The following is a 16,143-nucleotide window of genomic DNA, read 5'->3' as shown; positions in this document are numbered from 1 at the left end:
TTTTCATTTTGCTTGATAGCTATTGCCTCACGTATAGTTCCAAATAACTTCACAAGCATCGCTAAATGGATTTAGCGCTAAGGAATTTTCTATGGATCTGCAACAATCGCTACAACAACATTTTTCGTTTGATCAATTTCGGGATGGGCAAGAGCAAACCATTCGTCAGTTACTTGATGGTCAATCGACACTCTCAGTATTTCCAACGGGTGCAGGCAAATCGCTTTGCTATCAATTTACGGCGATTCATCTACCTAATTTGACCTTGGTTGTATCGCCGTTATTAGCGCTGATGAAAGATCAGTTAGCTTTTTTAAAAGAGAAAGGGATTGCTGCGGCAAGTATAGATTCGACGTTGACACCTGATGAAAACCGTCAGGTTATGCAGGATATTCGTCAAGGCAGAATTAAGATTTTAATGGTCTCTGTTGAGCGGTTTAAAAATGAACGCTTTCGAGAGTTTATAAGCTCTGTGCCAATCTCAATGTTGGTAGTGGATGAGGCGCATTGTATCTCTGAGTGGGGACATAACTTCCGCCCTGACTATCTGAAATTGCCGCAGTATTGTCAGCAGCTCAATATCCCAACAGTGTTGTTACTGACAGCTACTGCAACGCGTAAAGTTAAAAGGGATATGGCGCAGCGCTTTAATATTGTTGCGGAGCATATAGTTCAGACTGGCTTTTATCGCTCGAATTTGGATTTAACGGTATTGCCTGTTAATGAGGCAGATAAAAAGGATCAGCTCGCTCAAGTTGTTGCTGCGCAAAGCTGCGCAGGTATTGTGTACGTCACTTTGCAACAAACAGCAGAGGAGGTTGCCAGTTACTTACAGCAGCAAGGAATAGCTGCAGTGGCATATCATGCAGGTTTAGAAAATGAGTTAAGGCATCAAATCCAAACCGATTTTATGGCTGGCAGGATAGGTGTTGTAGTCGCAACAATTGCCTTCGGTATGGGTGTTGATAAGTCCGATGTACGTTTCGTGATCCATTATGACCTACCTAAATCGATTGAAAACTACAGTCAGGAGATAGGTCGGGCCGGTAGAGATGGGCAGCTGTCTCACTGTATTACTTTGGCTAATCTAGATGGCATTAATACGGTAGAAAGTTTCGTATACGGTGATACGCCAGAGCTATCGGGCATCGAATATGTGATCAACAATATTCGGGATGAGGAGAGCGGTCAGCAATGGGAGATGCAAATATCTCCATTATCTAACGCTGCGAATATCCGTCAACTTCCGCTAAAAACCTTGTTGGTTCAGTTAGAGCTTCGAGGTGTTATTCAACCTAAATACTCCTATTTTGCTGATTTTAAGTACAAGTTCTTGGTTGAACAGCCTGTGATATTAGAGCGTTTTAAAGATGAACGACGTCAGTTTATCGAAGCTATTTTCCAACATACCCAGTTTAAAAAAGTGTGGGGAAATTTAGATTTTGAAAGCCTTTATCAGCATTATGGTTGTGATCGGCAGCGGGTTGTTTCGGCGATGGAGTATCTGCAAGAGCAGCAATTGATTGTGCTTGAAACCAAGAAAATTACTGAAGTCTTTTCCGTCGATAGCAATAAACTTGCTGAACCTAATTTGGCTCAATCCCTTGCTGATTACTTTAACGAGAAAGAGGAGAAGGAAGTTCAGCGGATTGCACAGTTAATTCGCTTTTTTGAATTGGATCGGTGCTTAACTTCAAATTTAGCGCGTTATTTTGATGACCAACAAGCGCCTGAGCAGTGTGGCCATTGCTCGGCCTGTCGTGGTGAACCTGCAACCTTAAGTTATTCTTCTGTTCCAGAGCTACCAAGTGAAGCAAAGCTAATGGGCTTTTTGGACGAATTAAATCAGCTGTTTAATAGTAAAAGTATTCGCCTGACTGTAGGCGTAGCTTGTCGTTTTCTAATGGGGATCAGTGTTCCTTTACTCACACGTGTAAAAGCAAGGCAGCTATCAGGCTTTGGTTCTTGCGAACGTGTCCGCTTTTCTGAAGTGAAGCAAAAGGTTACGGAGTTATTAGTCTAGAGCAAAGCTTTGCTGCTGCAGAGTTTCTGGCGTTAAAGGTTTAGAAAGAAGGAAACCTTGGTAGTTCTGGCAGCCTTTGTTCTGAAGGTATGCCAGTTGATTTTGGGTTTCGATACCTTCGGCAACGATCTGGAGATCTAGATTGTGAGCCAGTTGAATAATGGAATCGAGTACGCACATATCAGAGTCTGTCCCGATATCGTTGATAAAGCTTCGATCAATTTTCAGAATGCTGGCAGGGAATTGGTTCAAGTAAGCGAGAGAAGAGTAACCGGTTCCAAAATCGTCAATTGCGATACTGAAGCCCGCTTTTGATAGCTCTTCAAGAATCGATTTTCCGGTTTCCATCTGTTCCATCAATACAGATTCAGTGACTTCGAGAATCAGTTGATCGTGCTGCAAGTTATATTGCTTACAAGCATGCTTAATTCTATCGGCTAAGTTGTAATCGCTGAGTTGGTAACCGGAAAGGTTAATGGCTACAGGGAAGGTTTTAATCCCCATCTCTTGCCAGACACCGAGCTGTCTGCAGGCTTCGTTGATAACCCATTCGCCAATCTCTCGGATTAAACCCGTTTCCTCTGCGAGGGGGATAAAGCGTGCAGGTGAAATGGGTCCTAGTTCTGAATGAGTCCAACGTAAAAGGGCTTCTACTTTCTCGAGTTGCATTTGCTGGTTGAAGATTGGCTGGTAAACAAGAGATAGGCCATCACTGCTGATGGCATTCCGCAATTGGGCTTCTATTTTTAAGTTTTCGACTGATGCTTTTTTGAGTGCAGGGGTATAAACCGCTATCGCCCCTTGTTTTATATCTTTCTTCGAATTTAACGCCATGGTGGCCGCGTTAGTAACTTCAGCTAAATTTTTACCGTGTTCTGGTGCAGAAGCTAAACCAATATGAGCAGAGATGGATACCTCAGTACCGTCGATACAGAAAGGGGTGCTGATAACTTGTTTAATCTCATGCAATAGCATATTTACGTACAGAGAACTGCTACTGCAAAGAATGGCGATTTCATCGCTACCAATTTGAGCAAGATAGTCTTTATCAGAGCAAGTCTGCGATATTCTTTTAATAACGTCTTCGACTAACTTTTCGGCGATATCTGTTCCATAAGTGTTACGAATCGTATTGAAGCGTTGTATGTCGAGAACAATAACTTTTGCGCTTCCTTCATTATTCAACAGCAATTCAAACTCTACTTCGAGTTGCTTAATTCGCGGGATTAACTTTACTGATGAGCTATTACCTAGGCTATCAATGCTATAAATTTGCGATAGGTCTGAGAGAGTCCCCAGGTAATGAGTGACAATGCCGTCGTTGTTTGTGATCTCACTGATCGTAAGATGTTGTAGATATTCTTCCCCCTCTTTTTTGACGTTCCATAAAGCGCCAGACCATACACCTGTTCGGGATATCTCCTTCCACATAGATTCATAGATATCCTTGTTATTGTCTGAGCTTAGATTGGAAATATGATGGCCAACAATATCTGCATTTGAATAACCGGTGATCTTCTCGAATTGAGTATTTACTTCAATGACTTTGAGGTTAACGTCAGTAATAACAGCGCCGGTTGAAAGTTGGTTTATATTCTCTTTAATTTTGCGATAACGATCATGCTTTTTAATCGCTTCTGTTTTAAGTAAACGGATTAAATAGCGGTTTTCATTATTAGGTGTGCAATGGACAGTAATATCCGACAGGGGACCACTGTTACCATGGGTCAAACTAAATACACGGCTGTGTTGGAAACCCTGTTTTAAACCCGAATGGAGCTCTTCTGGAAGATGATGAAAGATGCTTTTTACGCGATGAGGCTTTGTCAGAGGGGAAAGATTGAACAACTCTTTTGCCGAACCATTCATACCCAAAATAGCATCTTGAGTGCAGAGCAGGGTAGGGACTGGCTCGTTGTTTAGCAGTTCCTCTAGTTCTGACGATATTTTTGAAATTAACCCTCGCGAGCGGCTTAGCCTTATCTCATACCATAGCGGAACGAGTAATAAGGCTAGAATTAAAGCCGCAACCAGCAAGGCTACGTGGTTGATCGCTGGCGGAGAAAGTCTGGTGGCTAATTCAACATGCATGACTGCACCTAGGCGGTGAAGGTCTTCATCAGAGAATTAAGGTCTTTAACCAGCACTTTCAGATTGTCACAAGCGTGGTTTGTCTTATCCGCCGCATCCATATTGGAGCTAGCCACATTTCTAATGCTCAAAATGCTATTACTGATCTCATCTGAAACGGCACTTTGTTGTTCGGATGCGCTGGCAACCTGTAGGCATCGATCTGAAACCTGAGTCATGGCATGAGAAACTTGATCAAATGAATGACTAGCTTCTTTCGCAAGTTCAATGCCTTTGTGTGCTTGACCTGAACAACGCTCCATCGCGTTAGCTGTTTCTTCAACCTGCTTCTGTATCGAATCGATAGTATTTCGAATTTCGCTGGTGGATGATTGTGTACGTTGTGCCAAAGTTCTTACTTCATCCGCGACTACCGCAAATCCACGTCCTTGTTCACCAGCTCGAGCCGCTTCAATCGCGGCATTTAGCGCGAGCAGATTAGTCTGCTCAGCGATCTCATTGATGATATTGATAATTTGTTCAATCGAATGAGCCTGATGTTTAAGTTCATCAGAAGATGCGGACGCCGCTTGTACATCGCTTACCAGCTCTGAAATACCTTCTAACATGACACTGATATTATTTTTGCCTTGCTCGGCCAGATCAGATGCATGTTGAGTAGCTGAAGAAGTTTGCGCCGTGTTATCGGCAATATCATGTGCTGTGGCTGACATTTGAGTGGCTGCACTGGCCAACATGTCGCTTTCAGCATTTTGCTGATGAATACCCGAAGTTGTTTGAGCGACGGCGTCATCGGTTTCATGCATAACCTCATTGAGGGTTTTGATGCTGTCCTCAACGCGGCCAACTACCGTTCTTAAGCGGGCCTGCATCATTCGTGTTGCTAGCTCTACTGAGCCTTGCTCATGCATGTTTTCAGCCATTACTAATTGCGCCAGTGGATTAGCATAGATGCCATCCGCAGTTGATGCAATTTCAGAGAGGTGGTGCGTATGGCGATACATCGTAAACATAGCGATCGTAAACACGATGAACATCGCTATGTATTGGAGAAAAGATTCAAAAGGTAAAAGTGTGCAAGCAGCCATGGAAAGGCTAGTAATCGCCGTTGTTGCTAAAATGCGGGAAGCTAGGCTTTTTCCTTTAACGGTTTTGTTAGGGGAGCTATTAAGTTTTGCGTAAACTTTTTCAGCTCGTTCGATCTGGTAACTTGTTGGTCGCGTACGCACCGATTGGTAGCCGCTTTTCTCGCCTTTATCGTTGTAGATAGGCATGACATAAGCTTGAACCCAGTAATGATCACCGTTTTTACAGCGGTTCTTAACCATGCCCATCCAAGGCTGATCATTCTTCATATGGTGCCAAAGGTCGCCAAAAGCTGCTTTGGGCATATCAGGGTGTCGGACGATGTTGTGATGTTGACCAATCAGCTCTTCTTGGGAGTAACCAGCAACTTCACAAAATTCAGGATTCGCGTAGGTGATAATTCCCTGAGTATCTGTGGTCGAAATCAAGCGAACATTTTCTGGATAGGTATGTTCTATTCCCGTTGTATTAGTGCTCATGTTCTGGTCTCCAGTGTCTTTCGTTCGGTTTCTGGAGCGACATGTAATTATTTTTATTGGCCGCGATCAGTGGGCTCGTAAGTCATTGACCGTCTGTTCGGTCGCCACTGTTGGTACGATTATCTCGTACTTCGATTAAACATATATGACACAAACAATTGTGCAGCGCAACAAATTGATGGGTAAAAAATGTTCAGATGTTTATTATTAATACTAGTCTTTAAGGTCTAATTGATTGATAGATATATATAAAAAAGCCCTCCTAAAAGGAGGGCAAAGAGGCCTTTAAGCCTAAAGGAGCCCAACAGCTCCGGAGTGGTAACACCACCATCGTGAAGAGCGTAAAAGTAGAGGTCTAAAGCTGTTCAATATCCAAAGCAAAAGTATGATTTAAGCCAGTCTGCAGGGTTGCAGCATGTTGGCTTACTCTTGGTAGGTAATGGTCAGCAAAGAACAATGCGGTAGAAACTTTAGCGTTAAGGAAATCATCGCCGTAGTCGTTATCCGCGCCTTTTAGCTCTTCAGCTTTGATGGCGCCTTGCGCTAGTAGCCAGCCACCGGTTAGGTAGCCCATCATCATGAGGTTATCGACACTGATATTGCCCATAAGTTGTTTATCGCTGCCTGCATTTTCTAGGATAAATTGACCGGCAGAGGTCGCATCTCGAAGAGCAGTGGTTAGTTTTTTACCAAGCTCTTGCAGGGCTTCTGAACCTGAGTGAAGTAGAAGTTCAGTTGTGGCTTGAACATCGGCTTGCAGTTGCGTTAGCGCAGCGCCTTTATCAAACAGTGTTTTACGACCAATAAGGTCAAGGGCTTGGATTCCTGTAGTACCTTCGTAAATCGGTAAAATACGTGCATCACGGTAATGTTGCGCCGCACCAGTTTCTTCGATGAAACCCATGCCGCCGTGAACCTGGATATTCAGTGATGTTAGCTCTTGTGCCAGTTCAGTCATCCAGCCTTTAACAATAGGCGTGTAAAACTCTACTCGCGATTTGCTGGTTTGATCGCCATGATGTGCGCGGTCGATATCCGCAGCTGCGGTATAGGCAAGAGCGCGCATGGCTTCATTGCCTGATTTCATCGCCATCAACATACGACGTACATCTGGGTGATTGATGATAGCTATTTTGCTGCCATCAGGATTGCTACCTTGGAAGCGTTCTTGGCTGTATTGCAGTGCTTGTTGGTAAGCACGCTCGGAAATAGACAAACCTTGTAAGCCTACCGATTGGCGAGCATGGTTCATCATTGTGAACATGTAGCTCAGGCCTTTGTTTGCTTCACCTACGAGGTAACCGATTGCGCCTTCGTTATCACCAAAGCTCATTACACAGGTTGGGCTGCCATGGATACCCAGTTTGTGCTCTAGGGATACACAGCTTAGGTCATTTAATTCGCCTGGTTGGCCTTGATCATCTAAAAGATATTTAGGCACGATAAACAGGGAGATGCCTTTAACACCGGCAGGTGCATCTGGCAGACGAGCAAGCACTAGATGCACGATATTCGATGTCATCTGGTGATCACCCCAAGTGATAAAGATCTTCTGGCCCGTAATTTTGTAGTGATCGCCTTCAGGGATGGCTTTGGAGGCTACCGCTGCCAGATCTGATCCTGCATTGGGTTCAGTTAGGTTCATGGTACCGGTCCACTCACCACTAATCAGTTGTGGTAGGTATTGTGCTTTTAATTCGTCGCTACCATGCGCAATCAGAGCTTCTACAGCGCCTTGGCTTAGCATAGGGCAGAGTGCAAAGCCCATATTGGCCGAATGCCACAGTTCATTTACGGCTGTACCTATGACATTGGGTAGCGCCTGGCCACCAAACTCTTCAGGACCCGTTAGCGTAGCCCAACCATTTTCGACAAACTGCTGATAGGCATCGGAGAAGCCTGCGGTTTCTTGTACTGCACCATCTGCAACTGTAGCGCCGTTCTGGTCGCCTACCCAGTTTAAAGGGGCTAAAACATCAGAGGCTAATTTACCTGCTTCCTCAACGATTACATTGGCTAGCTCAGAGTTAACTTCGTCTAGGTTTTGTTCACTGCATAGTTGATCTAGGTTGATCAGATGGTTTAGTAGAAAGCTGGCATCTTGTAGTGGTGGAGTATAAGTGCTCATAAATCTCTCATCTCTTGATTAGAGCGGCTATATAAAAACATCCAAGCGGCTCTTTAAGTTGTATCGTGTTTGTTACTTTAAAAAGGCGGGCTGGGTAAAAAGGCGACAAGTACCCAGCCCGCATCAAAGGAGCTACAGTTTATTTTGTAGCTCTGGCATCACGTCAAACAGGTCAGCAACTAAGCCATAATCTGCGACGGAAAAAATAGGTGCTTCTTCATCTTTGTTGATAGCAACAATGGTTTTGGAATCTTTCATTCCTGCAAGATGTTGAATAGCACCTGAAATACCAACAGCGATATAAAGCTCTGGCGCGACGATCTTACCGGTCTGGCCTACTTGCATATCGTTTGGAACAAAGCCGGCGTCAACCGCTGCGCGGGATGCACCTACGGCAGCGCCTAGCTTGTCTGCTACTTGTTCTAGCAGACCGAAATTCTCACCGTTACCCATGCCGCGACCACCGGAAATAATGATGTTGGCAGCAGTCAGTTCAGGGCGATCAGACTCAGCAACCTCTTCACTAACAAAGCTTGATAGCTGGGCATCATGAGCAATCGATATCTCACAGATCTCTGCCGAATTGCCTGTTTCAGCAGCGTCGAAAGCGGTTGTTCGTACGGTGATAACTTTAATCGGATCTAATGATTCTACGGTTGCGACCGCGTTACCGGCGTAGATAGGACGCTGGAACGTAGTAGCTGATTCAACTGCGGTGATATCGGAGATCTGAACCACATCCAATAACGCTGCAACGCGTGGAAGGTAGTTTTTCCCTGAGGTAGTGGCTGGCGCGAGGATATGATCATAGTCCTTGCCTAACTCGGTAATTAGCTTAGCCATGTTTTCTGCAAGCTGGTATTCATAAGCTAGCTCATCAGCAAGTAAGACTTTACTAACACCAGCGATCTCTGAGGCTGAAACGGCTACAGCTTTACAGTTGCTGCCCGCAACCAATAGATGAATATCACCACTGATTTGTGTCGCTGCTGTAATCGTGTTGAGAGTGACTGGTTTTAGTGTACGGTTGTCATGTTCTGCAATAACGAGAATAGTCATATATCACCCCCTTAAATTACTTTTGCTTCGTTCTGAAGTTTCTCGATCAATTCATCAACGCTGTTTACTCGGATGCCCGCTGCACGCTCTGCTGGTGGCGTGACTTTCAACAACTTGGTGTGGTTTTTTAGCTCTACACCTAAGTCCGCAGGGGATTTGACCGCTAAAGGCTTGCGCTTAGCTTTCATAATGTTTGGCAAAGAAGCGTAGCGAGGTTCGTTGAGTCGAAGATCAGTGGTCACGATTGCTGGTAGTTTGAGCTCGACTGTTTGTAGACCGCCGTCCACTTCGCGTGTAACAACAGCTTTGCCATCTTCGACCTTAACTTCTGAAGCAAATGTGCCTTGTGGCATATCGGTTAGCGCCGCTAACATCTGACCTGTCTGGTTGTTATCGCTATCAATCGCTTGTTTGCCCATAATGACCAGATCAGGTTGCTCCTCATCGATCACTTTGCTTAATAGTTTCGCTACATTCAGTGATTCAGGAAGCTCACCTGTTTCAATTTGAATACCACGATCTGCACCTAAAGCTAGGGCTGTTCTAATCTGTTCCTGGCAGGCTTTTGGTCCGATCGATACGATGACGATCTCGTCTGCTTTACCAGCTTCTTTTAGACGAACAGCTTCTTCTACAGCAATCTCGCAAAAAGGGTTGAGCGCCATCTTGACGTTGGCTAGATCTACATCGGTATTGTCTGCTTTAACGCGCACTTTTACGTTGTAATCAATCACGCGTTTTACGGTAACTAAAATTTTCATCTGTTTACCTCTCCGACCTAGGAGCAGTGCTCCTAGGTTTTCACTCTGGTGTTATAAGTTTTATGATTTTTGAGGTTCTGTACCGTTGGCACGATCACGAAGTAGGAACTTCTGGATCTTACCGGTTGATGTTTTAGGTAGCGGGCCGAAAACAATATCCTTCGGTGCTTTAAAGTGGGCCATATGTTCACGACAGAAATCGATCAGTTCTTTCTCTGTAATACCGCAATCGGCACCTTCTTTTAGAGCAACGAAAGCACAAGGTGTTTCACCCCATTTTTCGTTGTTCTTAGCAACTACCGCAGCTTCTTGGATAAATGGATGACGGTATAGAACATCTTCTACCTCGATAGAGGAGATGTTTTCACCACCTGAGATGATGATGTCTTTAGAACGATCTTTGATCTCGATATAGCCATCTGCATGCCATACCGCTAGATCACCCGAGTGGAACCAACCACCTTCAAAAGCTTTCTCAGTGGTTTCTGGGTTCTTTAGATAGCCTTTCATTACAAGATTTCCTTGCATGAAAATCTCACCCATTGTTTCGCCATCTTGAGGCACAGGTTCCATTGTTGTTGGGTCAGCAACCATTAGGCCATCAAGCATTGGCGCTCTGACACCTTGACGAGATTTTAAGCGCGCTTTCTCATCAGCCGTTTTGTCATTCCACTCATCGTGCCAAGCACACACAACAGAAGGACCGTAGGTTTCTGTTAAGCCGTAAACATGGGTTACGCTAAAGCCTAGGGCTTCCATACCTGCGATAACCGCTGCTGGTGGCGCTGCACCTGCAGTCATCACGTTTACTCGATGTTCAATGCCAGCTTTAAGTTCATCATCAGCGGAATTAAGCATGTTCAGAACGATAGGTGCACCACAGAAGAAACCAACTTTCTCTTCTTTTATGGCATTGAAAATATGATCTGCACGGACATGGCGAAGGCAGACATTAACACCTGCCATAGCAGCGATTGTCCATGGGAAACACCAACCATTGCAGTGGAACATGGGTAGGGTCCACAGATACACAGGGTGCTGGCCCATACCCCATGAAATGGAGTTACTGATAGCGTTTAGGTAAGCACCGCGATGGTGGTATACAACCCCTTTTGGGTTACCTGTCGTTCCTGATGTGTAGTTGAGCGTGATGGCGTTCCATTCATCATTCACGTGGTGCGGTGTGAAGTTTTCGTCACCAAGCTTGAGGAAATCATCGTATTTGATATCGCCGATGAAGTCGCCTTCGGTCCAATACGGATCATCAATATCGATGATTAAAGGTTTTTGGTCCATCAGCTCAAGAGCCCCTTTAACAACAGAGCTGAACTCACGGTCAGTAATAAGAACCTTGCTCTCAGCATGCTGCAAAATAAATGCAACGGCTTCTGAATCGAGACGGATATTGATTGAATTAAGCACAGCGCCACACATAGGTACGGCGAAATGCGCTTCAAAGTGTTCAGCTAGGTTTGGCGCTAAAATTGAAACGGCATCGCCTGGATTGACGCCTTTTTGTTTCAAAGCGCTAGCTAATTTCTTACAACGATTATAGGTTTCGGCCCAGCTGCGGCGGATATCGCCGTGAACAGTGGCTGTACGCTCTGGATAGACACTAGCTGCACGTTCGATAAACGTAATAGGTGTCAGTGCAGAATAATTGGCCAGATTTTTATCCAGATCGGTTTCGAAAGCTGAAGTGATCACTGTCTCTCTCCTTGCTATTTACCGCTAACGCTCAGTTTTGCGCTTAGCTAAAGTTATTACGTTTAAATTTGATGAATTGGCCGACTATTCCGCTGCGGAAGCTCAAAACGCAAACCACAAAAACAGCGCCCATAATGATGTGAATGTAGTTACCCATCTCGCCACCAGATAGGTAGTTCTGCATGCTGACGATAAAGCCTGCACCTAATACTGGGCCGAAGATCGTGCCTACGCCGCCAACAAGTGTCATAAGGATGACTTCGCCTGACATGTGCCAATGAACATCGGTTAACGATGCCAATTGGAAAACCAGCGTTTTGGTCGAGCCAGCTAGTGCAGCCAAAGCAGATGAGATGATGAAGGCAATCCATTTGTAACGATTAACGTCGTAACCCAATGAAGTCGCTCGGGCTTCGTTATCACGAATTGCTTTTAATACTTGGCCAAATGGTGAATGAATGGTGCGGTTGATCATCCAGTAACCGAATACAAAGATGGCCAGCACAAAGTAATACATGGTGTAGTTATCGCTTAGGTCTAGTAACCCAAACAGTTCGCCACGAGGCACACCTTGCATACCATCTTCACCATTAGTGAAGGGTGCTTGTAGGTAGAGGAAGAATACTAACTGTGCCAAAGCCAAGGTCACCATGGCGAAGTAGATACCTTCGCGCTTAACCGCAAGCTTGCCAAAAATCGCACCTAATAAGCCGCCGGCAACAGTACCTGCAAGAATGGCAAGTTCAGGTGTAATACCGCTATTGATCATGAGGTAACCGGTGATGTACCCACCTGTTCCTAAAAACGCCGCATGACCAAAGGAAAGTAGTCCTACAAATCCAAGCAATAAGTTAAATGCGCAGGCAAATAGTGCAAAGCACAGGACTTTAGCTAGGAATACTGGGTAAAGAGCTGCTGGTGCGATCAGCGCTAAAACCAGCAGAGCAATGTTTAATTTTTGATTATTCATACCGATCTCCTAAGCTTCTTTACCGAATAAACCGGCTGGCTTGAGTAGCAGCACTATAACCATCACCAAGAAGATAATGGTGGTAGAGGCTTCGGGATAAAAATATTTGGTTAGACCTTCCACGATACCCATACCAAGGCCAGTAAGGATGGCTCCACCGATAGAACCCATTCCACCGATAACTACGATGGCAAACACCACGATTAAGATGTTTGAACCCATATCAGGAGATACAGAATAGACTGGAGCGGCCATCACACCGGCAAAGCCTGCAAGAGCAACGCCGAAACCGAAGGTCAAGGTGACGATCAATGGCACGTTGATCCCAAAGGCTTGCATCAGCTGTGGGTTCTCCGTACCCGCTCGTAGGTAGGCACCCAGTTTGGTTTTTTCGATCATCCACCAAGTGCCGAAACAAACAATTACGGAAGCGATAATGATCCACGCTCGGTAGTTAGGCAGATACATAAATGGCAGGCGATTGCCGCCTTTTAGTTCTTCAGGAATGGCGTATGACATGCCAGAAGAGCCAAACATATGGGTAAAAGCACCTTGTATAATCAGAGCTAAGCCGAACGTTAACAGTAGGCTATAGAGGTGATCTTCATTAGCGATAGGGCGGATAAGGAAGCGTTCCATCAATATGCCGATCGCGCCAATGCAGATCGGTACAAGGATCAAAGCCACCCAGTAGTTTATGCCCATATATTTCAGGGCAAGAAAAGCGATAAATGCACCCAGCATATAGAGTGCACCTTGCGCGAAGTTAATTATCTTCAGCAGACCGAAGATAATGGCCAGTCCGAGGCTAAGCAAGGCGTAGAATGAGCCGTTGATCAACCCAACCAATAACTGGCCAAATAGGGCAAAGAGGTTAATATCAAACATAACAATCATCTACCTGTAGTCATCCAATAGGGATGTATGGAGCAGGGGTGATGGCAAAGCCGAATAGCATTTGCCACCACGCGTTTTTCTTATGAGAAGTTGCACTGAGTTAGCATTGGGCTGTAAGCCTCATCTGCTGGAATAACCTTCAGTACTTTGTAGATGTCGTTTTGATCTTTACGCTCGGCTGCTTTCTTAATCTCTACATACAGCATGTCGTGTACCATACGGCCGTCTGGACGTAGAGTTGCATTACGTGCGAAGAAGTCATCAGGTTTTGTCTCTTTCATCTTCTTAGCGATCGCTTCTGCGTTATCACTGCCTACCGCTTTAACTGCATTTAGGTAGTGAGTTGTTACAGAGTAAACACCTGCGTGAATCATGCTTGGAATAGCACCGTGACGCTCTTCGAAACGTTGACTCCACTGACGCGTTTTCTCATCCATGTCCCAGTAGAATCCAGACGTTAAGCGCATGCCGCCAGCAACATCCGCATCCATTGCTTGAGCGTTTGGTGTGAATACCAATAGGCCAGCAACATCCATCTCTTGCGTTAGACCAAATTCAGAGGCTGTTTTCAGCGCATTCACTGTGTCGTTACCAGCATTCGCTAGAGCAACTACGTCTGCACCAGAAGCTTGGGCCTGAAGAACATAAGAAGAGAAGTCTGTAGTGCCTAGAGGAGCGCGGATAGTGCCAACAACTTCACCACCGTTTTCTTTGATTACCTTGGATGCAACACCTTCAAGTGCGTGACCAAAACTGTAGTCAGCTGTGATGAAGAACCATTTCTTCTTACCCGCTTGAACCATTGGCTTTACCGTGCCGTTTGCTAGGGCAACAACGTTGTAAGTCCAGTGAACGTTGTAAGGGTTACAGCTCTTAGTTGTGAACGTGTTGGATGCTGAGCCAGAGATCAGTGTTAGCTTTTTAGCATTCAGGTTAACTTTCGATACTGCGCCAGATACCGCAGAAGAAACTAAGCCACCGATTGCATCAACGTTTTCAGCTTCTACCCACTTACGCGCAATAGAAGAGGCGATATCTGGTTTTAGCTGCGAGTCAGCTGTAACTAGTTCGATCTCTTGTCCAAGTGCCTTACCACCAAAATCTTCAATCGCCATTTCTGCTGCGGTTACACAACCTTGACCACAGATGTCGGCATAAGTACCACCCATATCTGCCAAAATGCCCAGCTTAATTTTGCCGTCAGATTCTGCCAGTGCAGCACCTGAAATCGCTGTTGCCATTGCGCCTGTGATAACTGCTGAGATTAGTGATTTTTTAAATGTCTTCATTGACTCGCTCCAGTTGCCGTACCTTCTACTCAAAGGTCGTATCTATGTTGTTTTTATTCTTTAACTGTTAAACACCTAGATAGGTATTTAATAAATCTGTTTTAGCTTCGAGCTCATGAGCATGAACTTCTTCAACGATGTGGCCGTGCTCCATCACGTAGTGACGGTCAGCAATAGGCGCTGCAAAGCGGAAGTTTTGCTCGACTAGCAGAATGGTTAATCCTCTCTCTTTGAGGAGACTAAGAACCTCGCCCAGTTTCTGCACAATGACGGGGGCGAGGCCCTCAGTTATTTCATCCAGCAATAGGATGTTTGCGCCAGTACGCAAAATTCTGCCTAGGGCGAGCATCTGTTGCTCACCACCAGATAAACGTGTGCCTTGACTGGTTCGGCGTTCGTAAAGGTTTGGGAATATTTCGTAGATCTCTTCTACACTCATGCCGTCAGAGCGAACTTGAGGTGGCAGCATGAGGTTTTCTTCAACATTAAGGCTTGAGAAAATGCCGCGCTCTTCCGGGCAAAAGCCTAGGCCTAAACGGGCAATCTTATGCGCAGGCAAGGACATAGTTTCCTCGCCATTGACCACAATGTTGCCGGTACGTTTGCCGACCATATTCATAATGGCTTTTAGGGTGGTTGAACGACCGGAACCGTTACGGCCCAATAGGGTTACCAATTCACCTTGGTTAACCGTTAGGTCGATGCCATGGAGAATGTGCGACTCGCCATAAAAGGCATGTAGATTATTAATACGAAGCTTTTCGCGCTGATTACCGTGAACAGGTTCGTGTTTGCTCTGTAAGTTAACGGCCTGATTCATACCACAGCCTCCGCTTTTTGTTTGGCTTGTTCAGCTTCAACTTCTTCGGCTGCAGTACCCATGTAAGCTTCACGTACGCGTGGATCTGCGGAAACAGTGTCGTAGTCGCCTTCGGTTAAAATAGCGCCTCGTTGCAGTACGGTGATGCGATCAGCAAGTTTGGAAACCACATGTAAGTTGTGTTCGACCATTAGAATTGTGCGATTGGCAGAGACCTTTTTGATTAGGTCGGTCACTACATCTACATCTTCGTGCCCCATGCCTTGTGTTGGTTCATCAAGCAGCATGAGTTCAGGTTCTAAGGCCAACGTGGTTGCGATCTCTAGCGCACGCTTGCGACCATAAGGCAGGTCCACGGTAACGCTGTTGGCAAAACTCTCTAAACCTACAGATTCGAGAAGCTCTAAAGCACGCGCATTTAAATGGTTGAGAATTTTTTCAGAACGCCAAAAGTGAAAGCTATTGCCTTCTTTGCGCTGCAGGGCAATACGAACGTTTTCTAGAACCGTTAAGTGAGGAAAAACAGCAGAGATCTGGAATGAACGGACAACCCCTTTGCGTGCTATCGCTGCAGATTGCATCGAGGTGATATCCTCATTGTTAAACAAGATCTGACCGGTCGTTGGTTGCAAAAATTTGGTCAGTAAATTGAATACGGTGGTTTTACCTGCGCCGTTAGGGCCGATAAGTGCGTGAATGTGTCCTCGTTGAATCTTTAGATTGACATCATCAACCGCAGTAAAGCCTTTAAACGCTTTGGTCAGATCCCGAGTTTCCAGAATGAAGTCTTGCTTAGGCTGAGTCATCGTGGCGCTACTCTTTTCCTTGAATTA

General features: G+C 45.3%; 12 protein-coding genes. 1 reads left to right on the top strand and 11 read right to left on the bottom strand.

The window, feature by feature from the left end; genetic code table 11:
• Positions 1 to 91 precede the first annotated feature (91 nt).
• Positions 92 to 2,023 (top strand): ATP-dependent DNA helicase RecQ, encoded by a 1,932-nt coding sequence (locus ACMXYW_RS09950; protein WP_415903927.1) that lies wholly within the window; start codon positions 92 to 94, stop codon positions 2,021 to 2,023.
• Here the strand turns inward: ACMXYW_RS09950 and ACMXYW_RS09945 are convergent.
• The 11 genes from ACMXYW_RS09945 to ACMXYW_RS09895 all read right to left on the bottom strand — a co-directional run bounded on the left by ACMXYW_RS09945 (position 2,015) and on the right by ACMXYW_RS09895 (position 16,116).
• Positions 2,015 to 4,114, bottom strand: coding sequence for an EAL and GGDEF domain-containing protein (locus ACMXYW_RS09945; protein WP_415903926.1), 2,100 nt, complete (start codon positions 4,112 to 4,114; stop codon positions 2,015 to 2,017). The genes ACMXYW_RS09950 and ACMXYW_RS09945 overlap by 9 nt on opposite strands.
• 8 nt (positions 4,115 to 4,122) lie before the next feature.
• Positions 4,123 to 5,679, bottom strand: coding sequence for a methyl-accepting chemotaxis protein (locus tag ACMXYW_RS09940; RefSeq protein ID WP_415903925.1), 1,557 nt, complete (start codon positions 5,677 to 5,679; stop codon positions 4,123 to 4,125).
• Positions 5,680 to 6,034: 355 nt separating this feature from the next.
• Positions 6,035 to 7,807: an acyl-CoA dehydrogenase gene (locus ACMXYW_RS09935; RefSeq protein WP_415903924.1), complete on the bottom strand. Its 1,773-nt coding sequence runs from the start codon at positions 7,805 to 7,807 to the stop codon at positions 6,035 to 6,037.
• Between the two features lie 132 nt (positions 7,808 to 7,939).
• Entirely contained in the window at positions 7,940 to 8,866 is a 927-nt protein-coding gene (locus ACMXYW_RS09930; RefSeq protein ID WP_415903923.1) for an electron transfer flavoprotein subunit alpha/FixB family protein, read from the bottom strand.
• Positions 8,867 to 8,877: 11 nt separating this feature from the next.
• Complete coding sequence (locus tag ACMXYW_RS09925; protein WP_415903922.1) at positions 8,878 to 9,627, bottom strand: electron transfer flavoprotein subunit beta/FixA family protein; 750 nt, start codon at positions 9,625 to 9,627, stop codon at positions 8,878 to 8,880.
• Positions 9,628 to 9,687: 60 nt separating this feature from the next.
• Entirely contained in the window at positions 9,688 to 11,334 is a 1,647-nt protein-coding gene (locus ACMXYW_RS09920; protein ID WP_415903921.1) for an acyl-CoA synthetase, read from the bottom strand.
• A gap of 43 nt (positions 11,335 to 11,377) precedes the next feature.
• Positions 11,378 to 12,304, bottom strand: coding sequence for a branched-chain amino acid ABC transporter permease (locus tag ACMXYW_RS09915; protein WP_415888504.1), 927 nt, complete (start codon positions 12,302 to 12,304; stop codon positions 11,378 to 11,380).
• Between the two features lie 9 nt (positions 12,305 to 12,313).
• Positions 12,314 to 13,201 (bottom strand): branched-chain amino acid ABC transporter permease, encoded by an 888-nt coding sequence (locus ACMXYW_RS09910; protein ID WP_415903920.1) that lies wholly within the window; start codon positions 13,199 to 13,201, stop codon positions 12,314 to 12,316.
• Positions 13,202 to 13,281: 80 nt separating this feature from the next.
• On the bottom strand, positions 13,282 to 14,490 hold the full coding sequence (locus tag ACMXYW_RS09905; protein ID WP_415903919.1) for an ABC transporter substrate-binding protein: 1,209 nt from the start codon (positions 14,488 to 14,490) through the stop codon (positions 13,282 to 13,284).
• Positions 14,491 to 14,557: 67 nt separating this feature from the next.
• Entirely contained in the window at positions 14,558 to 15,310 is a 753-nt protein-coding gene (locus ACMXYW_RS09900) for an ABC transporter ATP-binding protein (RefSeq protein ID WP_415885072.1), read from the bottom strand.
• Positions 15,307 to 16,116 carry an ABC transporter ATP-binding protein gene (locus tag ACMXYW_RS09895; RefSeq protein WP_415903918.1) on the bottom strand — a complete coding sequence of 270 codons (810 nt, stop codon included), beginning with the start codon at positions 16,114 to 16,116 and terminating at the stop codon, positions 15,307 to 15,309. Before ACMXYW_RS09895 ends, ACMXYW_RS09900 begins: the two co-directional genes overlap by 4 nt.
• Between the last annotated feature and the right edge of the window lie 27 nt (positions 16,117 to 16,143).

Origin of the sequence: Neptuniibacter sp. QD48_55, assembly GCF_047778115.1 — a bacterium.
Lineage (GTDB): Bacteria > Pseudomonadota > Gammaproteobacteria > Pseudomonadales > Balneatricaceae > Neptuniibacter.
This window is presented reverse-complemented; position numbering and strand designations above follow the sequence as displayed.